The organism is Pseudomonas sp. SWRI179, assembly GCF_014268705.1.
Classification (GTDB): domain Bacteria; phylum Pseudomonadota; class Gammaproteobacteria; order Pseudomonadales; family Pseudomonadaceae; genus Aquipseudomonas; species Aquipseudomonas zanjanensis.
The window spans coordinates 77,389-98,972 of record NZ_JABWRA010000006.1 but is presented as its reverse complement, the minus strand read 5'-3'; the positions used below and the strand labels follow the sequence as shown (position 1 = coordinate 98,972).

The following is a 21,584-nucleotide window of genomic DNA, read 5'->3' as shown; positions in this document are numbered from 1 at the left end:
AAGATCGGTCGAGCGCATCGGGCTGGCTGGCCTCATGCTGGTGTCCTCTATAGGAAAAGACCATGACCGACACACAAAAGCGCTACCAATCCCGGATGCAGAAGGTACTCGATTACATCGACCGGCATCTGGATGACTGCTTGGACCTGGATACATTGAGCGGCGTCGCGGTTTTTTCGAAATACCATTTCCACCGGCAGTTCATGGCGACGTTCAACCTGCCCTTGCACCGCTATGTCCAACTCGCTCGAATGAAACGCGCCTCCTACAAACTGGCGTTTCGCGAACATGAGACGATTACCGAAATTGCCATGGGTGCCGGTTACGGTGCGCCTGACGCCTTTGCCCGTGCCTTTCGACAGCGCGTGGGCCAACAACCCTCGAATTTCCGCAAATCGCCCGACTGGCAGCATTGGGGCATTACTTTCACGCCACTGCACAACGCGAGGAACCGTTTCATGCCCACGACTTATCAACCCAGCGATGTACGGATCCGGAGTGTTCTCGCGACACCCGTCGCCATCATGGAACACCGAGGCGATCCCGCGACGATCGGTGCGACGATCCAACGCTTCATTACCTGGCGACGCAGTGTCGGCCTGGTCCCGCCGATCAGCCCGACGTTCAATGTCTTCCACACCGACCCGCGCGCGACTGCACCGCAACACTATCGATTGGATCTATGCGCAGGGACGGACCAACCCATCACGCCAAACGGCGAAGCGATCAAGGCCGGCAGTATCCCTGCCGGGCGTTGTGCCGTGCTGCGGGTCGAAGGTGGCGCCGATAACCTTGAGCCTGCCGCGCTGTACCTCTACAGGGATTGGCTGCCGGCCAGCGGTGAGGAACCGGGAGATTTCCCGCTCTATTGCCAGCGCATTACGTTCTTTCCGGACGTTGCCGAGAACGAAGCCGTAACCGAACTCTTTCTGCCGCTCAGGTGATCATAGTCCCACGTCTACAACGAGACGAGCCTGGTGGTCATTCGCCAGCCCCACCCTTGATGTCGACACCCCCCCTTACTGAATACATCTGTGGCGAGGGAGCTTGCTCCCGCTGGGGTGCGAAGCGCCCCCCCCGCGCCAGTTGGCCCGAGTAATCTGGCACCCTCGATGGCCGCATCGGGGCTGCTACGCAGCCCAGCGGGAGCAAGCTCCCTCGCCACAATGACTCATCCACAATGGCTCGTACCTTAAGGCTCATGACTCATGACTCATGACTCATGACTCAAGCCTCAAGCCTCAAGCCTCAAGCCTCAAGCCTCAAGCCTCAAGCGAACAGCATTGCCTCCGCCGCCGAACATGGACCTTCACCCGCCCAAACCAGTGCCTTGTCCATCGGCCAACGCAGCGCCGTTGAGGTAATGATCGCCAAGCAGCCGACGCTGGGTCAGCAGGCCGGTTCGGGGCTGTCCGGCAAGGGCCGCGGCAGGCTGCGACCGGCCAGTTCGAAGTAGGCATGGCCGGCCAGGCGCGCGTCTTCACGCCATGGGATGGATCAGGTATTCGGTGAGTGTCGCCGCACACGCAACGATGCCTTCATGAAGCACCATTTCAAAGCCATGGGTATTTTCCGTTGGAATGGCGATGCACCCCGCTCGCGCGGCCACTCCCGCACTCATGATCGCACTCGCATCGGAGGCAAAATCGACCAGGAGCGCAACTTGTGGGTGATAGCCCGAGCGCTGTGCAGCCTTGACCAGGGCATCCACGACAGAGCGGGTGTAATAACCCTTCTGATCCCCCGTGTTGATAATCGGGTCTGCCGATAACACCGTTCCGTACTCCTCCAGGACCGGGCCTACCTCGACCGCGATGGTGGTGTCACCCGGCACGCGGGCAGCGGCATAAAGCGCACCGGCGTTGGACTCTTCCTCAAGTGTCGTGCAGACGAACCAGACGTCTTGCTTGAGCGCGTGCCTTTTGTTTTTCAGCTGCTGCGCGGTGGTGATCACTGCCGCCAAGGGCGCCCGGTCATCAAGGAAGTGGGCGGCGACCGTGTCTTTCACCTGGAACGGCCGGCGCCAGTGCCGACTGAGCACCACGCGCACGCCGGGCCGGATACCGGCGGCGGTCAGCTCCTCCTGGGAACAGCGGGTGATGACATGGACGTCGCTCCACTGCACCGCCCCTGACAGCACATCCCGCCCTTGGGCGGAGCCACCAGTGTTGTGCATGGAACCATAAGACAGTACGCCGGGCAGGCATTGGTTATCGCCGAGTATGTCGACCGGACAAACGCCAAAACAAATGGGCTGGGCACCGCCCAGCGCCACGACTTCCAAGTTACCGTCGGGCCTTGTCTTCTTCACGATCATGGCAATTTCATCGAGGTGCGCCATGACCCTGATGGGCTGTGCTTGCGAAGACTCATCCGACGCCTTGATCAGTCCCCGGATGTTGCCGGCCTCGTCGACAACGACCTCATCACAGTGCTTGCCCAGTTCCCTGAGACATATTTCCCGGACTTCATCTTCCTGCCCGCCGGGGCCGCGGGCCAGAAGCAATTCTTCGAGCAAAGGCTGAATACTCATTGAAGGCATCAGATAGGTTCCCGTCACGACCCTTGAACAGCGTAGACCCCACCTGTTTCCCGTCCGTTCAAATCGGTATTCGCTCGGTCATGACCGGTCAATCCAGCCCCGAACGGAACGTTTCGATCTTGAGTCCGAATCGATTCATCTTGTTGTACAAGCCACCGCGCGACACGTTCAACCGTTGGGCAGCCAGGCGGATGTTTCCGCGCGTCTCCTTGAGGGCGGCAATGATCGCGTTCATTTCATAGGTGCCCAGGTCCGGCGCCGTCCGCGGTTCTGGCACATTTGCCCAGATCGAGGGTCGCCCGCGCTGCCTGATTTCCAGCGCAAGGTCACTCGGCTGGATCAGTTCGGTCATTGCCAGGTTCGTCGCCCGTTCAATGACGTTTTCCAGCTCACGGACATTGCCCGGCCAGTGATAGGCGCCCAGCAAATCCAGCGCCGCTGGCGAAACGTCCTGCATCGTCTTGCGCAGCGACCGGGCACAACGGGCGAGAAAATGCCGCGCCAGCAACGGCACATCCTCGCGACGCATCCGCAATGGCGGCACCGTCAGGTTCAGCACGTTGAGCCGGTAGTAAAGGTCCTCGCGAAAAGCCCCCTCGGCCACCGCCTGGCTCAGGTTGCGGTGGGTGGCAGCGATGATGCGCACGTTGACCCGCAGCGATTTTTTCGCACCCACCCGTGTCACCTCACCTTCCTGCAAGACACGCAGCAGGCTGACCTGCGCATCGAAGGACATGTCACCGATTTCGTCGAGGAAGATTGTCCCACCATCGGCCAGTTCGAACTTGCCGGCCGACCCACCGCGAGCCGACCCGGTGAAAGCGCCTTCGACATGACCGAACAGCTCGCTTTGCACCAGGTCTCGCGGAATCGCGCCGCAATTGACCGCCACGAAAGGCCCGCCACGACGATCGCTGGCGTTATGGATAGCCTGGGCGAACAGCTCCTTGCCCGTGCCACTCTCGCCGAGGATCAGCGTGGTCGAATCACTGCGACTGGCAATCCGCGCCAAGTGCATTGCATCCTGGATCGCCTGCGAGCGGCCCAGGATGGTTTCAAAGGTGTAGCTGGCCTGGGTGCCGATGATCCGCCGGGTGATTTCCCGGATGCGTCGGTTCTCGCGCAACGAAACGATCCGCCCGCCTTGCGCCAGCGGACAGACCGACACCAGGCAAGCCAGATGGCTGCGATCGTGCAGTTCAAAGGTGCAGTCCAAGTCACGCACCCCGTCGCCGCCCCCGAGCAGGACCGCATCGGTCAATTCGCTCTGCCCCAGGCTCTGGAACGGACTCCCGAGCAGGTCATGGCCGACGCGAAACAACTGTCGGGCGTAATGGTTGAGGGCCTTGATGCAGCCGCGCTCATCCAATACCACCAAGCCCTCGTTGAGCACCTCAAGCACGGTCTGTTGTTCTTCCAGCAAGGCCTGCAGAGTCATCTGCCTGGAGACAGCCTCGGCCGCGGCCTGGACGGTGCCCAGCGTATGAAAGTGAAACCAGCCTGGCTCGGCCGTCAAGGTCAACATGCCCAGGGTCCGGCCCTGGGCATCGCGGATGGGCGCGGCGGCGCAATGCATGCGGCGCTGGCGCAGGCCAAGCCCGAAATTCTCCTCGGCCAACACATACACCAAGCGGTCTTCGACGATTGCCAACCCGGTGCAATTGGTGCCCTGCACCGACTCCAGCAGTCGACTGCCAATGGGAGTGAGGTCCAGGCCGCAGAAGTACAACGTGGTGCCTTCGGCATCGGTCAGGTTGATATGGCCCCTGGGGTTATAGGCGAGCAAACCGCGCATGACTTGCGCCGCCGCAGCGATCAGTTCCCGGTTGGCAGCCAGTGTCGCGGTCAGGTCGGCGGGCGCGACAAAACGGTACGCGCCGTCTTCCGGATCGAGGCCGGCACTGACGCTGCGCAACCAGGATTCCCAGATCACCCGGCGGATCCCGACTGGGCGCTCGGTCCGCCCTTGCCAGCACGCTCGCCAGGCATCCTCCAGCGCCGTGCCCGGCCCGTCGTTCAACGACGCTGGGCCAAGCGTGGTGAGGTAATCGCGGTCTTCGTCGCTCAACGCTATGGGTTGCTGATCCATGGTTCGGCCATATGTTCATATTTTCGACATGTCAGTATAGACATGTCATCGACATGAACATTGATTCAAATAAAAACCATTAAATATCAATAAGTTAACTATTGGCACAGCCCTTGCTCCCTGCATGAACAGACGAGGACATTCTTGCCGCCGAGTCGTAAAAACAATAAAGGGAGTCATATTCATGAGCACATCCAAGACCCTCCGCCTGGGCCTCATCGGTGCCGGCCGCATGGGCAGTTTTCACGGCCTGACCGCCGCCCGGCACATCCCTGGCGCGTGCCTCGCCGCCATCGCCGACCCTACCCCCGGCCAAGCCGCACGCCTGGCGGCAGAACTGGACGTGCAGAAGATCTATACCGCCCCACAGCAGTTGCTGGATGACCCGGACATCGACGCCGTGCTGATTGCCGCGCCGGCGCGCAGCCATGCCGAGCTGGTGATCAGTGCGGCCCGGGCCGGCAAAAGCGTGTTCTGTGAAAAACCGATGGCCATCACCCTGGATGAAGCGGACCGCGCCATCGCCGCCGCTGCCGATGCACGAGTGACGCTACAAGTCGGCTTCAACCGACGTTTTGCCAAAAGCTTTCGCACCGCTCATCTGGATGTGATGGCCGGCCGGATCGGTACGCCACAACTGCTACGCTCACTGACCCGGGATCCGGCGCTGAACAACCCGGCCGCGTCGCCGCAATGGGTGATCTTCCTGGAAACCCTGATCCATGATTTCGACACCCTGCGCTACCTGAACCCGGGCGCCGAGGCGGTTGAGGTCTTTGTGATGGCCGATGCCCTGATCGCCCCCGCCTACAAGGACAAAGGTTTTCTCGACACCGCGGTGGTCACGATCCGCTTCGACAATGGCGCCATCGCCACGGCCGAGGCCAATTTCCAGGCCGTGTATGGCTACGATGTCCGCGGCGAAGTGTTCGGCAGCGCCGGCATGCTGACCATGGGCAACGTCAACGATTCCGACTTGCTGCGGTACCTGGCCAATGGGGTCCAGGCCGACACCCAGCGCATGGACACCGACTTGCTGCGTGATGCCTACGTGGCCGAACTCAATCACTTCGCCAGTTGTGTGCGCAGCGGCGAAAAACCGCTGGCCAGCGGTGAAGATGCCCGGGCAGCACTGGCCATTGCCCGCGCCTGTATCGAGTCCTTCCAACAGGGCAAGACGGTGCGCGTGCAAGGAGCGCTGTCATGAGTTTCATCCCATTCAAACTGGCGATCAGCGCCGAGATGGTCTTCCTCGACCTGCCTTTTACCGAACGGGTCAGACGCATCCACGCGCTGGGCTTCAGCGTCGAGATATGGAACTGGGCGACCAAGGACATCCAGGCCCTCGTGGCGACGGGCGCGGACTTCACCTCCATGACCGGCTACCTGTCGGGCAACCTGACCGACCCCGACGATATCCGACAGTTGCTCGACAGCGCCCAGGAATCCTTGGCCGTCGCCGCTCAATTGGGTTGCCCAAGCCTGAACCTGCACGGCACCGGCCTGGGTGATCAGGGCTTGCCGGTCAAACCCGTGGCCCAGACCACCGGCCGCATGTGGTTGAGCGCCTGCAAGACGCTGGAAAAAATCGCTCGCCTGGGGGAAGACGCGGGCCGGGTGTTCCTGCTGGAAAACCTCAACACCGAGGTCGACCACCCGAGCACGCCTTTCGCCCGCGCTGACGATACCCTGGCGCTGATCGAGGCCGTGGGCAGCCCGCACTTGAAGATGAACCTGGACCTCTATCATGCCCAGATCGGCGAAGGAAACCTGATCGAACTGATCCAGCGCGCCGGCAGCGCCATCGGCGAAATCCAAGTGGCCGACGTCCCGGGGCGCAGGGAGCCCGGCACCGGCGAGATCCACTACCCCGCGATTGCCAAGGCCTTGTTCGGCATGGGATACAGCGGTGTCGTCGGCCTGGAAGGCTGGGCCAGCGGTGACAGCGAGGTCGCGCTCGAGCGTTTCAGGCAAGCCTTCACGCTTGATGGATAAAGCCCCGACGCACTCAACATGTGCGGCAGATTTTCAGTTCTTGGTGACGTTTCAACCCATAACAACAAAAGGATAATCATCATGCGTCGTTGCACACTGCTTTTCGCCACCCTGCTGTTGCTGTTCAGCCAATGGGCCGCCGCCGACTATCGCATCGGCGTCAGCATCGCCAGGGTCGACGACAACTTCATGACCTACGTACGTAACGGCCTGGACGAGGCCGCGAAAAAGGAAAACGTGCAGATCCAGTTCGAAGACGCCCAGGGCGATGTGGTGCGCCAACTCAACCAGGTCCAGGGTTTCATCAACCAGCAAGTGGACGCGGTCATTGTCCTGCCGGTGGACACCTCCGCCACCGCCAACATCACCCGCGCCGCGGTCGACGCGAAGATGCCGCTGGTCTACGTCAACCGTCACCCGGACGAGCGCACCTTGCCCAAAGGCGTCGTCACCGTGGCCTCCAATGACATCGAGGCCGGACAGCTGCAAATGCGCTACCTGGCCGAAAAACTCGGCGGCAAGGGCAACCTGGCGATAATCATGGGCGACCTGGCGCAAAACGCTACCCACGACCGCACCGAAGGCGTCAAGCAGGTGCTCAAGGATTATCCCGGGATCAAGATCGTCGAGCAGCAAAGTGCCGAGTGGCAGCGCAACAAAGGGATGGACCTGACCAGCAACTGGTTACTGGCCGGGAGTCGTTTCGATGCCATCGTCGCCAACAACGACGAGATGGCCATCGGTGCCGCCATGGCCTTGCAGCAGGCCGGCAAAGCCAAGGGCGAGGTTGCGATTGTCGGCATCGACGGGTTGCCGGACGGCCTGGCGGCGATCAAGCGCGGGATGTTGGTCGCCTCGGTATTCCAGGACCCCAAGGCCCAGGCGACCAGCGCGGTCCAGGCGGCGCTCAAGATGATCAAGGGCGAGCCAGTGGAAACGGACGTCTGGGTGCCCTTCCAGTTGATCAAGCCTGAGCAGTTGGCAGTGTTCGAGCAACATTACAAATAACCTGCGACTAGTGGCCTGTACGGTTAATTCGAGTACTCAAATTCGAGTGCCAGGGCTTGCCAGGCAAGGCGCCATGACGAGTCGTAGCCCGCTACGGCGAGGAATGGCAACGCAGACTGGCAAGTTCTGGCGCCGAAGTTGAGTGCACGAATTAGCCACACAGGCCACTAGATACATCGCCATGAAGCTGGCAAAGGGGGGCAACACACTGCCCCTCATCAGCCCCACCTGCGCATTCCCGATATTTAGCTTGACGATTGAGATGACGATCATCATATTTAGGCAAAATATTACGATCATCATGTGGATATCAACTCGACGGCGGCTTCGCGAACTGAAGTCGGCGCGTTGGGCATCAACGTTTTGTCCACGTCAATCACACGCGCAGGAAATGACGTATGCAAGCCCGAACTTCATTGGCGATTGCCGGCACGCAACACACCTCCAGCCAACCGTTGACCGGCAGAATCGTCGCGCTGCTCGCCGGCCTGGCGGCGATCAGCATGCTCTCCACCAACATCATCCTTCCGGCGTTCGCGGCGATCGGTGAAGACCTGGGCGTGACCGCTCGCGAACTCGGCCTGACGCTGTCCAGCTTCTTCATCACCTTCGCCTTGGGCCAACTGGTGGTCGGGCCACTGGCCGACCGCTACGGGCGCCAGAAGCTGGTGCTGGGCGGGCTGTCGGTGTTCGTTGTCGGCACCGTCATCGCCGGCTTTGCCAGCACGCTCGACGTCCTGATCGCCGGACGCGTCGTGCAAGCACTGGGCGTGTGCGCAGCCTCGGTACTGTCGCGGGCCATTGCCCGGGATCTGTTCGAAGGCGAGACGCTCGCCCGCGCCCTGTCGCTGACAATGATCGCCACGGCCGCGGCACCGGGCTTTTCGCCGCTGGCCGGCAGTGTCCTGGCCGTCACGCTCGGCTGGCGTGCCATCTTCCTTCTGGTGGGACTGGCCGCTGTTGCACTGGCGTTTTTCTACGTGCGCGACCTGGGGGAAACCCATCCCGCCGATCGCCGCGCCCCCCACTCAGCCAGGAGCGTGGTACTCGCCTATTGCCGACTGGCAGCGGATAAGCGCTTCATCCTCCCGGCCGTGTCCATGGGCCTGCTGCTGAGTGGCCTGTTCGCCTCGTTCGCGGCGGCGCCCGCCATCCTGATGCAAGGCTTCGGCCTGACATCGGTGCAGACCGGCTTGTACTTCGCCTCGACGGTCTTTGTGGTGTTCGCCGCCGGCATGGCGGCGCCGCGCCTGGCCCATCGTCTTGGCGGCCGGATTGTCACGTTGCTGGGCATTGCCTGCGCCATGATGGGAGGCGGCCTGCTTCTGGTCGGTCCGACTGAGCCCGGGCTGTGGTGGTATGCCCTTTCGATGGTCACGTTCCTTTGGGGCATGGGCCTGGCCAATCCACTGGGCACGGCCATTGCCATGGGCCCTTTCGGCAAGGAAGCCGGGATGGCCTCCGCCCTGCTGGGGTTTCTTTCCATGGGGGCGGCTGCGCTGGCCACCTGGCTGGCCTCGGCCTTGAGCTTCGCGCCGATGACCACGTTGGGTGGGATCCAGGCGACGGCCTGCCTGGTCGCGCTGGTGTTGTTCCTGCTGCGAGGCAAGATTTGATCACGGCCAAACACGTCACAGGCAACGATCAATACACGGGCCAGGTTTCGACAATCTTCCCCCCGCGCACGGCCAGCAAATCGCCAAATTGCAGCAGTACGGATTCGGTCTGGGTTGGCCTTAAAAATACCTGGTCTTCGACATTCAGCCCCACCGTCGGCGAGCCGTTGACCATTTCCTGATTGGAACTGCGACCGTAGAGCTCGTTACTTTGCAGCCCCGAGGGAGACTCGAACTCGGCCATCCAGTTGCCGCCGTAGATGAAGAATGTCCCGCGCTGATTCGGGTCCCACCAGGAGAACAATCGGGACTTGCCATTCAGGGCGGGGAAATTCACCGGGCCGGTGCTCTTCAACACGGGCGTTGCGATAAAGGCCGCCGGCACATGCTCGGCCAGGGATGGCAGGTCGTAGTGAGTCGGCTTGAGGAACGCCGTCCCCACCGAGACTTCGCTGCTCAAGCGTTCCTGTTCATGCATGCGGTAGCTGGGGCTGCCGGCGGTATTGAGCGTGAGCCCATCATGCCAAAGCGCCGGGAAGTGTTCCCGCACGTACTTCACATGACCGTTGTAAATGACCATCACCTGGTCGAACAAGGCCTGGGACGAACCGAGCACCCGAGGCACGCCCATGCCGACAAACGGGTCGTACCCCATGAAGCCTGCAAATTCGAGATGCTGCGCATGGGCACTGATCAGCGTCAGCATCTCGCCGAGCACTGCTTGATCAGACACTCCGCCGCGGTGCAGGCCGACATCCAGCTCGATATTGACCCGCAACCGAATGCCCAGGCCCTGGGCCAATGCCCGGTAATCCATCAGCCGCTGCGGCGTGTCGAGCAGCCATTGCAGTTGCCTGGCAGGGTCGAAGGTGCCTTTGTGGGTTTGATAGAACAACTCGGCCGAGCGTACCGGCAGGGGTTTGCCGAGCAAGATGTCAGATTCCGGGAAAGTCAGCGCATCGTGGTTGAGGAACGGCTGGTGAAACGACATCAGCCGCCGGGTATCGGTGCGTTTGGCGATATACGCCAGCAACCCCGGTGACGGCAGGGATTTTTCCACCAGGCGCAACTGCTTGCCGGCACGTTTGACCGATTGCATGACCACATTGATGTTGTGATCGAGCAGGTCGAGGTCAATCAGCATCACAGGCCGCATCGGCCCATGGGTCTTCAGTTCCTGATTCAACGCGCGGAAGTAATCGTTGTAGGGACCGCCCCGGTCGCCCGGCCGCAACAGCGCCCCCGCCCCTGCCATCAAGGCCCCCACTCCCGCGGTACCGAGCATAAAGGTTCTACGGTTCATCAGGACGCCCCTCCACATGCGCAATCAGGTGCACGTTACGGCAGCGCTGCGCCATCGTTGAGGTTATGCGGGGCCAGAAAGGGGGCTTTAGCGGCCACGCTTTGCCGATGCCCAAAAGCGGTGCCCTCCTTGGAGAGCGGCTACGACTGGCGCGACGCGTTCATGAGCCCCCCTGAGTTTTTCCAAAGACACCCCGATGGCTTATTCACCTGCGCAATGGCAAGCTTGCGACCGCAGCCCAGCCGCCCATGCCGCCGTTCATGGCTGATGCCCGTTGCCATTCACCTCGGGTACCCATCGACTTTTATTCAACTGAGCAAGGATGTCCTCATGAAAATTTCTCTTGGTCTCGTCGCCCTGGCCGGGTGCCTGTCCACCGCCCCTGTCTTGGCTGCCACCGCGAGCCACAGCGACCTGTTCAAGGCCTTGGCGCAGTGCCAGGCCAGTGTGCAGCAGGTCAGCGAATTCAACGGCCTCGTGGACGCCGAGCAAGTGTCACTCGCCAAGGATGAAGCCCACACCCCGTGGGGCGGTGGCGCCTGGCAGGCCACTGCGGCGCTGTCAGTGCACGGCGTGTCGTCGACCACCCTGGTGATGACCGACCGCTTCAGCTTCTTCCTCCAGGCCAAGAGCAGCAACCCGAAGGCCGATGCGGAAAAACTCGCCAGCGCCCTGAAACTGGAAAAGACCCTGGATACCGACGGCTACGTGGACTACCAGCGCAACCTCGACAACGGCGCGACCCTGCGGGTGGTCTCCACCGAAAACAAAGACAGCGACCTTTATGTGGGCTGCACCTATCAGCAGGACGCTTCCTGAGACCAAGCGGCCTCGGCAAAGCCTTCCCTGTCGTAACCCGGATCTAATGTGGGAGCGAGCCTGCTCGCGAGGTGTCAGCACATCAAACATCGCTGCAAACTGCCCCACCGCTTTCGCGAGCAAGCCCGCTCCCACAATGGTCCTGAGCTGCATGCAAAGCTCAGGAACACTCAATATCCCCTGTGGGAGCGGGCTTGCTCGCGAAAGCGGTGGGGCAGTTTGCAGCGATGTTTGATGTGCTGACACCTCGCGAGCAGGCTCGCTCCCACATTAGATCCGGGTTACGACAGGGAAGGCTTTGCCGAGGCCGCTTGGTCTCAGGAAGCGTCCTGCTGATAGGTGCAGCCCACATAAAGGTCGCTGTCTTTGTTTTCGGTGGAGACCACCCGCAGGGTCGCGCCGTTGTCGAGGTTGCGCTGGTAGTCCACGTAGCCGTCGGTATCCAGGGTCTTTTCCAGTTTCAGGGCGCTGGCGAGTTTTTCCGCATCGGCCTTCGGGTTGCTGCTCTTGGCCTGGAGGAAGAAGCTGAAGCGGTCGGTCATCACCAGGGTGGTCGACGACACGCCGTGCACTGACAGCGCCGCAGTGGCCTGCCAGGCGCCACCGCCCCACGGGGTGTGGGCTTCATCCTTGGCGAGTGACACTTGCTCGGCGTCCACGAGGCCGTTGAATTCGCTGACCTGCTGCACACTGGCCTGGCACTGCGCCAAGGCCTTGAACAGGTCGCTGTGGCTCGCGGTGGCAGCCAAGACAGGGGCGGTGGACAGGCACCCGGCCAGGGCGACGAGACCAAGAGAAATTTTCATGAGGACATCCTTGCTCAGTTGAATAAAAGTCGATGGGTACCCGAGGTGAATGGCAACGGGCATCAGCCATGAACGGCGGCATGGGCGGCTGGGCTGCGGTCGCAAGCTTGCCATTGCGCAGGTGAATAAGCCATCGGGGTGTCTTTGGAAAAACTCAGGGGGGCTCATGAACGCGTCGCGCCAGTCGTAGCCGCTCTCCAAGGAGGGCACCGCTTTTGGGCATCGGCAAAGCGTGGCCGCTAAAGCCCCCTTTCTGGCCCCGCATAACCTCAACGATGGCGCAGCGCTGCCGTAACGTGCACCTGATTGCGCATGTGGAGGGGCGTCCTGATGAACCGTAGAACCTTTATGCTCGGTACCGCGGGAGTGGGGGCCTTGATGGCAGGGGCGGGGGCGCTGTTGCGGCCGGGCGACCGGGGCGGTCCCTACAACGATTACTTCCGCGCGTTGAATCAGGAACTGAAGACCCATGGGCCGATGCGGCCTGTGATGCTGATTGACCTCGACCTGCTCGATCACAACATCAATGTGGTCATGCAATCGGTCAAACGTGCCGGCAAGCAGTTGCGCCTGGTGGAAAAATCCCTGCCGTCACCGGGGTTGCTGGCGTATATCGCCAAACGCACCGATACCCGGCGGCTGATGTCGTTTCACCAGCCGTTCCTCAACCACGATGCGCTGACTTTCCCGGAATCTGACATCTTGCTCGGCAAACCCCTGCCGGTACGCTCGGCCGAGTTGTTCTATCAAACCCACAAAGGCACCTTCGACCCTGCCAGGCAACTGCAATGGCTGCTCGACACGCCGCAGCGGCTGATGGATTACCGGGCATTGGCCCAGGGCCTGGGCATTCGGTTGCGGGTCAATATCGAGCTGGATGTCGGCCTGCACCGCGGCGGAGTGTCTGATCAAGCAGTGCTCGGCGAGATGCTGACGCTGATCAGTGCCCATGCGCAGCATCTCGAATTTGCAGGCTTCATGGGGTACGACCCGTTTGTCGGCATGGGCGTGCCTCGGGTGCTCGGTTCGTCCCAGGCCTTGTTCGACCAGGTGATGGTCATTTACAACGGTCATGTGAAGTACGTGCGGGAACACTTCCCGGCGCTTTGGCATGATGGGCTCACGCTCAATACCGCCGGCAGCCCCAGCTACCGCATGCATGAACAGGAACGCTTGAGCAGCGAAGTCTCGGTGGGGACGGCGTTCCTCAAGCCGACTCACTACGACCTGCCATCCCTGGCCGAGCATGTGCCGGCGGCCTTTATCGCAACGCCCGTGTTGAAGAGCACCGGCCCGGTGAATTTCCCCGCCCTGAATGGCAAGTCCCGATTGTTCTCCTGGTGGGACCCGAATCAGCGCGGGACATTCTTCATCTACGGCGGCAACTGGATGGCCGAGTTCGAGTCTCCCTCGGGGCTGCAAAGTAACGAGCTCTACGGTCGCAGTTCCAATCAGGAAATGGTCAACGGCTCGCCGACGGTGGGGCTGAATGTCGAAGACCAGGTATTTTTAAGGCCAACCCAGACCGAATCCGTACTGCTGCAATTTGGCGATTTGCTGGCCGTGCGCGGGGGGAAGATTGTCGAAACCTGGCCCGTGTATTGATCGTTGCCTGTGACGTGTTTGGCCGTGATCAAATCTTGCCTCGCAGCAGGAACAACACCAGCGCGACCAGGCAGGCCGTCGCCTGGATCCCACCCAACGTGGTCATCGGCGCGAAGCTCAAGGCCGAGGCCAGCCAGGTGGCCAGCGCAGCCGCCCCCATGGAAAGAAACCCCAGCAGGGCGGAGGCCATCCCGGCTTCCTTGCCGAAAGGGCCCATGGCAATGGCCGTGCCCAGTGGATTGGCCAGGCCCATGCCCCAAAGGAACGTGACCATCGAAAGGGCATACCACCACAGCCCGGGCTCAGTCGGACCGACCAGAAGCAGGCCGCCTCCCATCATGGCGCAGGCAATGCCCAGCAACGTGACAATCCGGCCGCCAAGACGATGGGCCAGGCGCGGCGCCGCCATGCCGGCGGCGAACACCACAAAGACCGTCGAGGCGAAGTACAAGCCGGTCTGCACCGATGTCAGGCCGAAGCCTTGCATCAGGATGGCGGGCGCCGCCGCGAACGAGGCGAACAGGCCACTCAGCAGCAGGCCCATGGACACGGCCGGGAGGATGAAGCGCTTATCCGCTGCCAGTCGGCAATAGGCGAGTACCACGCTCCTGGCTGAGTGGGGGGCGCGGCGATCGGCGGGATGGGTTTCCCCCAGGTCGCGCACGTAGAAAAACGCCAGTGCAACAGCGGCCAGTCCCACCAGAAGGAAGATGGCACGCCAGCCGAGCGTGACGGCCAGGACACTGCCGGCCAGCGGCGAAAAGCCCGGTGCCGCGGCCGTGGCGATCATTGTCAGCGACAGGGCGCGGGCGAGCGTCTCGCCTTCGAACAGATCCCGGGCAATGGCCCGCGACAGTACCGAGGCTGCGCACACGCCCAGTGCTTGCACGACGCGTCCGGCGATCAGGACGTCGAGCGTGCTGGCAAAGCCGGCGATGACGGTGCCGACAACGAACACCGACAGCCCGCCCAGCACCAGCTTCTGGCGCCCGTAGCGGTCGGCCAGTGGCCCGACCACCAGTTGGCCCAAGGCGAAGGTGATGAAGAAGCTGGACAGCGTCAGGCCGAGTTCGCGAGCGGTCACGCCCAGGTCTTCACCGATCGCCGCGAACGCCGGAAGGATGATGTTGGTGGAGAGCATGCTGATCGCCGCCAGGCCGGCGAGCAGCGCGACGATTCTGCCGGTCAACGGTTGGCTGGAGGTGTGTTGCGTGCCGGCAATCGCCAATGAAGTTCGGGCTTGCATACGTCATTTCCTGCGCGTGTGATTGACGTGGACAAAACGTTGATGCCCAACGCGCCGACTTCAGTTCGCGAAGCCGCCGTCGAGTTGATATCCACATGATGATCGTAATATTTTGCCTAAATATGATGATCGTCATCTCAATCGTCAAGCTAAATATCGGGAATGCGCAGGTGGGGCTGATGAGGGGCAGTGTGTTGCCCCCCTTTGCCAGCTTCATGGCGATGTATCTAGTGGCCTGTGTGGCTAATTCGTGCACTCAACTTCGGCGCCAGAACTTGCCAGTCTGCGTTGCCATTCCTCGCCGTAGCGGGCTACGACTCGTCATGGCGCCTTGCCTGGCAAGCCCTGGCACTCGAATTTGAGTACTCGAATTAACCGTACAGGCCACTAGTCGCAGGTTATTTGTAATGTTGCTCGAACACTGCCAACTGCTCAGGCTTGATCAACTGGAAGGGCACCCAGACGTCCGTTTCCACTGGCTCGCCCTTGATCATCTTGAGCGCCGCCTGGACCGCGCTGGTCGCCTGGGCCTTGGGGTCCTGGAATACCGAGGCGACCAACATCCCGCGCTTGATCGCCGCCAGGCCGTCCGGCAACCCGTCGATGCCGACAATCGCAACCTCGCCCTTGGCTTTGCCGGCCTGCTGCAAGGCCATGGCGGCACCGATGGCCATCTCGTCGTTGTTGGCGACGATGGCATCGAAACGACTCCCGGCCAGTAACCAGTTGCTGGTCAGGTCCATCCCTTTGTTGCGCTGCCACTCGGCACTTTGCTGCTCGACGATCTTGATCCCGGGATAATCCTTGAGCACCTGCTTGACGCCTTCGGTGCGGTCGTGGGTAGCGTTTTGCGCCAGGTCGCCCATGATTATCGCCAGGTTGCCCTTGCCGCCGAGTTTTTCGGCCAGGTAGCGCATTTGCAGCTGTCCGGCCTCGATGTCATTGGAGGCCACGGTGACGACGCCTTTGGGCAAGGTGCGCTCGTCCGGGTGACGGTTGACGTAGACCAGCGGCATCTTCGCGTCGACCGCGGCGCGGGTGATGTTGGCGGTGGCGGAGGTGTCCACCGGCAGGACAATGACCGCGTCCACTTGCTGGTTGATGAAACCCTGGACCTGGTTGAGTTGGCGCACCACATCGCCCTGGGCGTCTTCGAACTGGATCTGCACGTTTTCCTTTTTCGCGGCCTCGTCCAGGCCGTTACGTACGTAGGTCATGAAGTTGTCGTCGACCCTGGCGATGCTGACGCCGATGCGATAGTCGGCGGCGGCCCATTGGCTGAACAGCAACAGCAGGGTGGCGAAAAGCAGTGTGCAACGACGCATGATGATTATCCTTTTGTTGTTATGGGTTGAAACGTCACCAAGAACTGAAAATCTGCCGCACATGTTGAGTGCGTCGGGGCTTTATCCATCAAGCGTGAAGGCTTGCCTGAAACGCTCGAGCGCGACCTCGCTGTCACCGCTGGCCCAGCCTTCCAGGCCGACGACACCGCTGTATCCCATGCCGAACAAGGCCTTGGCAATCGCGGGGTAGTGGATCTCGCCGGTGCCGGGCTCCCTGCGCCCCGGGACGTCGGCCACTTGGATTTCGCCGATGGCGCTGCCGGCGCGCTGGATCAGTTCGATCAGGTTTCCTTCGCCGATCTGGGCATGATAGAGGTCCAGGTTCATCTTCAAGTGCGGGCTGCCCACGGCCTCGATCAGCGCCAGGGTATCGTCAGCGCGGGCGAAAGGCGTGCTCGGGTGGTCGACCTCGGTGTTGAGGTTTTCCAGCAGGAACACCCGGCCCGCGTCTTCCCCCAGGCGAGCGATTTTTTCCAGCGTCTTGCAGGCGCTCAACCACATGCGGCCGGTGGTCTGGGCCACGGGTTTGACCGGCAAGCCCTGATCACCCAGGCCGGTGCCGTGCAGGTTCAGGCTTGGGCAACCCAATTGAGCGGCGACGGCCAAGGATTCCTGGGCGCTGTCGAGCAACTGTCGGATATCGTCGGGGTCGGTCAGGTTGCCCGACAGGTAGCCGGTCATGGAGGTGAAGTCCGCGCCCGTCGCCACGAGGGCCTGGATGTCCTTGGTCGCCCAGTTCCATATCTCGACGCTGAAGCCCAGCGCGTGGATGCGTCTGACCCGTTCGGTAAAAGGCAGGTCGAGGAAGACCATCTCGGCGCTGATCGCCAGTTTGAATGGGATGAAACTCATGACAGCGCTCCTTGCACGCGCACCGTCTTGCCCTGTTGGAAGGACTCGATACAGGCGCGGGCAATGGCCAGTGCTGCCCGGGCATCTTCACCGCTGGCCAGCGGTTTTTCGCCGCTGCGCACACAACTGGCGAAGTGATTGAGTTCGGCCACGTAGGCATCACGCAGCAAGTCGGTGTCCATGCGCTGGGTGTCGGCCTGGACCCCATTGGCCAGGTACCGCAGCAAGTCGGAATCGTTGACGTTGCCCATGGTCAGCATGCCGGCGCTGCCGAACACTTCGCCGCGGACATCGTAGCCATACACGGCCTGGAAATTGGCCTCGGCCGTGGCGATGGCGCCATTGTCGAAGCGGATCGTGACCACCGCGGTGTCGAGAAAACCTTTGTCCTTGTAGGCGGGGGCGATCAGGGCATCGGCCATCACAAAGACCTCAACCGCCTCGGCGCCCGGGTTCAGGTAGCGCAGGGTGTCGAAATCATGGATCAGGGTTTCCAGGAAGATCACCCATTGCGGCGACGCGGCCGGGTTGTTCAGCGCCGGATCCCGGGTCAGTGAGCGTAGCAGTTGTGGCGTACCGATCCGGCCGGCCATCACATCCAGATGAGCGGTGCGAAAGCTTTTGGCAAAACGTCGGTTGAAGCCGACTTGTAGCGTCACTCGTGCATCGGCAGCGGCGGCGATGGCGCGGTCCGCTTCATCCAGGGTGATGGCCATCGGTTTTTCACAGAACACGCTTTTGCCGGCCCGGGCCGCACTGATCACCAGCTCGGCATGGCTGCGCGCCGGCGCGGCAATCAGCACGGCGTCGATGTCCGGGTCATCCAGCAACTGCTGTGGGGCGGTATAGATCTTCTGCACGTCCAGTTCTGCCGCCAGGCGTGCGGCTTGGCCGGGGGTAGGGTCGGCGATGGCGGCGAGGCACGCGCCAGGGATGTGCCGGGCGGCGGTCAGGCCGTGAAAACTGCCCATGCGGCCGGCACCGATGAGGCCCAGGCGGAGGGTCTTGGATGTGCTCATGAATATGACTCCCTTTATTGTTTTTACGACTCGGCGGCAAGAATGTCCTCGTCTGTTCATGCAGGGAGCAAGGGCTGTGCCAATAGTTAACTTATTGATATTTAATGGTTTTTATTTGAATCAATGTTCATGTCGATGACATGTCTATACTGACATGTCGAAAATATGAACATATGGCCGAACCATGGATCAGCAACCCATAGCGTTGAGCGACGAAGACCGCGATTACCTCACCACGCTTGGCCCAGCGTCGTTGAACGACGGGCCGGGCACGGCGCTGGAGGATGCCTGGCGAGCGTGCTGGCAAGGGCGGACCGAGCGCCCAGTCGGGATCCGCCGGGTGATCTGGGAATCCTGGTTGCGCAGCGTCAGTGCCGGCCTCGATCCGGAAGACGGCGCGTACCGTTTTGTCGCGCCCGCCGACCTGACCGCGACACTGGCTGCCAACCGGGAACTGATCGCTGCGGCGGCGCAAGTCATGCGCGGTTTGCTCGCCTATAACCCCAGGGGCCATATCAACCTGACCGATGCCGAAGGCACCACGTTGTACTTCTGCGGCCTGGACCTCACTCCCATTGGCAGTCGACTGCTGGAGTCGGTGCAGGGCACCAATTGCACCGGGTTGGCAATCGTCGAAGACCGCTTGGTGTATGTGTTGGCCGAGGAGAATTTCGGGCTTGGCCTGCGCCAGCGCCGCATGCATTGCGCCGCCGCGCCCATCCGCGATGCCCAGGGCCGGACCCTGGGCATGTTGACCTTGACGGCCGAGCCAGGCTGGTTTCACTTTCATACGCTGGGCACCGTCCAGGCCGCGGCCGAGGCTGTCTCCAGGCAGATGACTCTGCAGGCCTTGCTGGAAGAACAACAGACCGTGCTTGAGGTGCTCAACGAGGGCTTGGTGGTATTGGATGAGCGCGGCTGCATCAAGGCCCTCAACCATTACGCCCGACAGTTGTTTCGCGTCGGCCATGACCTGCTCGGGAGTCCGTTCCAGAGCCTGGGGCAGAGCGAATTGACCGATGCGGTCCTGCTCGGGGGCGGCGACGGGGTGCGTGACTTGGACTGCACCTTTGAACTGCACGATCGCAGCCATCTGGCTTGCCTGGTGTCGGTCTGTCCGCTGGCGCAAGGCGGGCGGATCGTTTCGTTGCGCGAGAACCGACGCATCCGGGAAATCACCCGGCGGATCATCGGCACCCAGGCCAGCTACACCTTTGAAACCATCCTGGGCCGCTCGCAGGCGATCCAGGATGCAATGCACTTGGCGCGGATTGCCAGTCGCAGTGATTCGACCACGCTGATCCTCGGCGAGAGTGGCACGGGCAAGGAGCTGTTCGCCCAGGCTATCCATAACGCCAGCGATCGTCGTGGCGGGCCTTTCGTGGCGGTCAATTGCGGCGCGATTCCGCGAGACCTGGTGCAAAGCGAGCTGTTCGGTCATGTCGAAGGCGCTTTCACCGGGTCGGCTCGCGGTGGGTCGGCCGGCAAGTTCGAACTGGCCGATGGTGGGACAATCTTCCTCGACGAAATCGGTGACATGTCCTTCGATGCGCAGGTCAGCCTGCTGCGTGTCTTGCAGGAAGGTGAGGTGACACGGGTGGGTGCGAAAAAATCGCTGCGGGTCAACGTGCGCATCATCGCTGCCACCCACCGCAACCTGAGCCAGGCGGTGGCCGAGGGGGCTTTTCGCGAGGACCTTTACTACCGGCTCAACGTGCTGAACCTGACGGTGCCGCCATTGCGGATGCGTCGCGAGGATGTGCCGTTGCTGGCGCGGCATTTTCTCGCCCGTTGTGCCCGGTCGCTGCGCAAGACGATGCAGGACGTTTCGCCAGCGGCGCTGGATTTGCTGGGCGCCTATCACTGGCCGGGCAATGTCCGTGAGCTGGAAAACGTCATTGAACGGGCGACGAACCTGGCAATGACCGAACTGATCCAGCCGAGTGACCTTGCGCTGGAAATCAGGCAGCGCGGGCGACCCTCGATCTGGGCAAATGTGCCAGAACCGCGGACGGCGCCGGACCTGGGCACCTATGAAATGAACGCGATCATTGCCGCCCTCAAGGAGACGCGCGGAAACATCCGCCTGGCTGCCCAACGGTTGAACGTGTCGCGCGGTGGCTTGTACAACAAGATGAATCGATTCGGACTCAAGATCGAAACGTTCCGTTCGGGGCTGGATTGACCGGTCATGACCGAGCGAATACCGATTTGAACGGACGGGAAACAGGTGGGGTCTACGCTGTTCAAGGGTCGTGACGGGAACCTATCTGATGCCTTCAATGAGTATTCAGCCTTTGCTCGAAGAATTGCTTCTGGCCCGCGGCCCCGGCGGGCAGGAAGATGAAGTCCGGGAAATATGTCTCAGGGAACTGGGCAAGCACTGTGATGAGGTCGTTGTCGACGAGGCCGGCAACATCCGGGGACTGATCAAGGCGTCGGATGAGTCTTCGCAAGCACAGCCCATCAGGGTCATGGCGCACCTCGATGAAATTGCCATGATCGTGAAGAAGACAAGGCCCGACGGTAACTTGGAAGTCGTGGCGCTGGGCGGTGCCCAGCCCATTTGTTTTGGCGTTTGTCCGGTCGACATACTCGGCGATAACCAATGCCTGCCCGGCGTACTGTCTTATGGTTCCATGCACAACACTGGTGGCTCCGCCCAAGGGCGGGATGTGCTGTCAGGGGCGGTGCAGTGGAGCGACGTCCATGTCATCACCCGCTGTTCCCAGGAGGAGCTGACCGCCGCCGGTATCCGGCCCGGCGTGCGCGTGGTGCTCAGTCGGCACTGGCGCCGGCCGTTCCAGGTGAAAGACACGGTCGCCGCCCACTTCCTTGATGACCGGGCGCCCTTGGCGGCAGTGATCACCACCGCGCAGCAGCTGAAAAACAAAAGGCACGCGCTCAAGCAAGACGTCTGGTTCGTCTGCACGACACTTGAGGAAGAGTCCAACGCCGGTGCGCTTTATGCCGCTGCCCGCGTGCCGGGTGACACCACCATCGCGGTCGAGGTAGGCCCGGTCCTGGAGGAGTACGGAACGGTGTTATCGGCAGACCCGATTATCAACACGGGGGATCAGAAGGGTTATTACACCCGCTCTGTCGTGGATGCCCTGGTCAAGGCTGCACAGCGCTCGGGCTATCACCCACAAGTTGCGCTCCTGGTCGATTTTGCCTCCGATGCGAGTGCGATCATGAGTGCGGGAGTGGCCGCGCGAGCGGGGTGCATCGCCATTCCAACGGAAAATACCCATGGCTTTGAAATGGTGCTTCATGAAGGCATCGTTGCGTGTGCGGCGACACTCACCGAATACCTGATCCATCCCATGGCGTGAAGA

The 21,584-nt window shown here is 61.7% G+C and carries 18 protein-coding genes; 10 read left to right on the top strand and 8 right to left on the bottom strand.

Annotated elements, in window-relative coordinates; translation table 11 throughout:
* The first annotated feature begins 62 nt into the window (after nucleotides 1-62).
* Entirely contained in the window at nucleotides 63-944 is an 882-nt protein-coding gene (locus HU767_RS05260; protein ID WP_186728712.1) for an AraC family transcriptional regulator, read from the top strand.
* A gap of 278 nt (nucleotides 945-1,222) precedes the next feature.
* Entirely contained in the window at nucleotides 1,223-1,456 is a 234-nt protein-coding gene (locus tag HU767_RS05255; RefSeq protein WP_186728714.1) for a hypothetical protein, read from the top strand.
* A gap of 24 nt (nucleotides 1,457-1,480) precedes the next feature.
* Here HU767_RS05255 and HU767_RS05250 read toward each other — a convergent pair whose 3' ends face one another.
* The gene (locus HU767_RS05250; RefSeq protein ID WP_186704762.1) at nucleotides 1,481-2,533 is read right to left on the bottom strand and encodes a M28 family peptidase; all 1,053 of its coding nucleotides are present in this window, start codon (nucleotides 2,531-2,533) and stop codon (nucleotides 1,481-1,483) included.
* A gap of 97 nt (nucleotides 2,534-2,630) precedes the next feature.
* The gene (locus tag HU767_RS05245) at nucleotides 2,631-4,631 is read right to left on the bottom strand and encodes a sigma 54-interacting transcriptional regulator (RefSeq protein WP_186728716.1); all 2,001 of its coding nucleotides are present in this window, start codon (nucleotides 4,629-4,631) and stop codon (nucleotides 2,631-2,633) included.
* Nucleotides 4,632-4,815: 184 nt separating this feature from the next.
* Here HU767_RS05245 and HU767_RS05240 point away from each other — a divergent pair, with 184 nt between their 5' ends.
* The 4 genes from HU767_RS05240 to HU767_RS05225 all read left to right on the top strand — a co-directional run bounded on the left by HU767_RS05240 (nucleotide 4,816) and on the right by HU767_RS05225 (nucleotide 9,250).
* On the top strand, nucleotides 4,816-5,838 hold the full coding sequence (locus HU767_RS05240) for a Gfo/Idh/MocA family oxidoreductase (protein WP_186728718.1): 1,023 nt from the start codon (nucleotides 4,816-4,818) through the stop codon (nucleotides 5,836-5,838).
* Nucleotides 5,835-6,626: a TIM barrel protein gene (locus HU767_RS05235; protein ID WP_186728719.1), complete on the top strand. Its 792-nt coding sequence runs from the start codon at nucleotides 5,835-5,837 to the stop codon at nucleotides 6,624-6,626. Before HU767_RS05240 ends, HU767_RS05235 begins: the two co-directional genes overlap by 4 nt.
* 81 nt (nucleotides 6,627-6,707) lie before the next feature.
* Nucleotides 6,708-7,634 carry a sugar ABC transporter substrate-binding protein gene (locus HU767_RS05230; RefSeq protein WP_186704758.1) on the top strand — a complete coding sequence of 309 codons (927 nt, stop codon included), beginning with the start codon at nucleotides 6,708-6,710 and terminating at the stop codon, nucleotides 7,632-7,634.
* 398 nt (nucleotides 7,635-8,032) lie between these two features.
* On the top strand, nucleotides 8,033-9,250 hold the full coding sequence (locus HU767_RS05225) for a multidrug effflux MFS transporter (protein WP_186728721.1): 1,218 nt from the start codon (nucleotides 8,033-8,035) through the stop codon (nucleotides 9,248-9,250).
* A 28-nt stretch (nucleotides 9,251-9,278) separates the two neighbouring features.
* Here HU767_RS05225 and HU767_RS05220 read toward each other — a convergent pair whose 3' ends face one another.
* Complete coding sequence (locus tag HU767_RS05220) at nucleotides 9,279-10,484, bottom strand: DSD1 family PLP-dependent enzyme (RefSeq protein WP_186728731.1); 1,206 nt, start codon at nucleotides 10,482-10,484, stop codon at nucleotides 9,279-9,281.
* Between the two features lie 399 nt (nucleotides 10,485-10,883).
* Here HU767_RS05220 and HU767_RS05215 point away from each other — a divergent pair, with 399 nt between their 5' ends.
* Entirely contained in the window at nucleotides 10,884-11,372 is a 489-nt protein-coding gene (locus HU767_RS05215; RefSeq protein WP_186704756.1) for a hypothetical protein, read from the top strand.
* A 317-nt stretch (nucleotides 11,373-11,689) separates the two neighbouring features.
* Here HU767_RS05215 and HU767_RS05210 read toward each other — a convergent pair whose 3' ends face one another.
* Entirely contained in the window at nucleotides 11,690-12,178 is a 489-nt protein-coding gene (locus tag HU767_RS05210) for a hypothetical protein (RefSeq protein ID WP_186704756.1), read from the bottom strand.
* A gap of 330 nt (nucleotides 12,179-12,508) precedes the next feature.
* On the opposite strand from HU767_RS05210, the gene HU767_RS05205 reads away from it, so the two are divergent.
* Nucleotides 12,509-13,783 (top strand): DSD1 family PLP-dependent enzyme, encoded by a 1,275-nt coding sequence (locus tag HU767_RS05205; RefSeq protein ID WP_186728723.1) that lies wholly within the window; start codon nucleotides 12,509-12,511, stop codon nucleotides 13,781-13,783.
* Nucleotides 13,784-13,811: 28 nt separating this feature from the next.
* On the opposite strand, the gene HU767_RS05200 is transcribed toward HU767_RS05205, so the two are convergent.
* The 4 genes from HU767_RS05200 to HU767_RS05185 form a co-directional block, all read right to left on the bottom strand.
* The gene (locus tag HU767_RS05200) at nucleotides 13,812-15,029 is read right to left on the bottom strand and encodes a multidrug effflux MFS transporter (protein WP_186728721.1); all 1,218 of its coding nucleotides are present in this window, start codon (nucleotides 15,027-15,029) and stop codon (nucleotides 13,812-13,814) included.
* 398 nt (nucleotides 15,030-15,427) lie between these two features.
* Nucleotides 15,428-16,354: a sugar ABC transporter substrate-binding protein gene (locus tag HU767_RS05195; protein WP_186704758.1), complete on the bottom strand. Its 927-nt coding sequence runs from the start codon at nucleotides 16,352-16,354 to the stop codon at nucleotides 15,428-15,430.
* A gap of 81 nt (nucleotides 16,355-16,435) precedes the next feature.
* Nucleotides 16,436-17,227 (bottom strand): TIM barrel protein, encoded by a 792-nt coding sequence (locus tag HU767_RS05190; RefSeq protein ID WP_186728719.1) that lies wholly within the window; start codon nucleotides 17,225-17,227, stop codon nucleotides 16,436-16,438.
* Nucleotides 17,224-18,246: a Gfo/Idh/MocA family oxidoreductase gene (locus tag HU767_RS05185; RefSeq protein ID WP_186728718.1), complete on the bottom strand. Its 1,023-nt coding sequence runs from the start codon at nucleotides 18,244-18,246 to the stop codon at nucleotides 17,224-17,226. The genes HU767_RS05190 and HU767_RS05185 overlap by 4 nt, the downstream gene beginning before the upstream one ends.
* 184 nt (nucleotides 18,247-18,430) lie before the next feature.
* Here HU767_RS05185 and HU767_RS05180 point away from each other — a divergent pair, with 184 nt between their 5' ends.
* A complete protein-coding gene (locus HU767_RS05180) occupies nucleotides 18,431-20,431 on the top strand; it encodes a sigma 54-interacting transcriptional regulator (protein WP_186728716.1) in 2,001 nt (666 codons plus the stop codon).
* Between the two features lie 97 nt (nucleotides 20,432-20,528).
* A complete protein-coding gene (locus HU767_RS05175; protein WP_186704762.1) occupies nucleotides 20,529-21,581 on the top strand; it encodes a M28 family peptidase in 1,053 nt (350 codons plus the stop codon).
* The last annotated feature ends 3 nt before the right edge of the window (nucleotides 21,582-21,584 follow it).

Coding starts and splice junctions, on each gene's coding strand:
- HU767_RS05195 (WP_186704758.1), bottom strand. CDS start 16,354: ATGCGTCGTTGCACACTGCTTTTCGCCACCCTGCTGTTGCTGTTCAGC.
- HU767_RS05210 (WP_186704756.1), bottom strand. CDS start 12,178: ATGAAAATTTCTCTTGGTCTCGTCGCCCTGGCCGGGTGCCTGTCCACC.
- HU767_RS05260 (WP_186728712.1), top strand. CDS start 63: ATGACCGACACACAAAAGCGCTACCAATCCCGGATGCAGAAGGTACTC.
- HU767_RS05190 (WP_186728719.1), bottom strand. CDS start 17,227: ATGAGTTTCATCCCATTCAAACTGGCGATCAGCGCCGAGATGGTCTTC.
- HU767_RS05225 (WP_186728721.1), top strand. CDS start 8,033: ATGCAAGCCCGAACTTCATTGGCGATTGCCGGCACGCAACACACCTCC.
- HU767_RS05255 (WP_186728714.1), top strand. CDS start 1,223: ATGACTCAAGCCTCAAGCCTCAAGCCTCAAGCCTCAAGCCTCAAGCCT.
- HU767_RS05185 (WP_186728718.1), bottom strand. CDS start 18,246: ATGAGCACATCCAAGACCCTCCGCCTGGGCCTCATCGGTGCCGGCCGC.
- HU767_RS05240 (WP_186728718.1), top strand. CDS start 4,816: ATGAGCACATCCAAGACCCTCCGCCTGGGCCTCATCGGTGCCGGCCGC.
- HU767_RS05175 (WP_186704762.1), top strand. CDS start 20,529: ATGAGTATTCAGCCTTTGCTCGAAGAATTGCTTCTGGCCCGCGGCCCC.
- HU767_RS05205 (WP_186728723.1), top strand. CDS start 12,509: ATGAACCGTAGAACCTTTATGCTCGGTACCGCGGGAGTGGGGGCCTTG.
- HU767_RS05215 (WP_186704756.1), top strand. CDS start 10,884: ATGAAAATTTCTCTTGGTCTCGTCGCCCTGGCCGGGTGCCTGTCCACC.
- HU767_RS05200 (WP_186728721.1), bottom strand. CDS start 15,029: ATGCAAGCCCGAACTTCATTGGCGATTGCCGGCACGCAACACACCTCC.
- HU767_RS05180 (WP_186728716.1), top strand. CDS start 18,431: ATGGATCAGCAACCCATAGCGTTGAGCGACGAAGACCGCGATTACCTC.
- HU767_RS05235 (WP_186728719.1), top strand. CDS start 5,835: ATGAGTTTCATCCCATTCAAACTGGCGATCAGCGCCGAGATGGTCTTC.
- HU767_RS05245 (WP_186728716.1), bottom strand. CDS start 4,631: ATGGATCAGCAACCCATAGCGTTGAGCGACGAAGACCGCGATTACCTC.
- HU767_RS05250 (WP_186704762.1), bottom strand. CDS start 2,533: ATGAGTATTCAGCCTTTGCTCGAAGAATTGCTTCTGGCCCGCGGCCCC.
- HU767_RS05230 (WP_186704758.1), top strand. CDS start 6,708: ATGCGTCGTTGCACACTGCTTTTCGCCACCCTGCTGTTGCTGTTCAGC.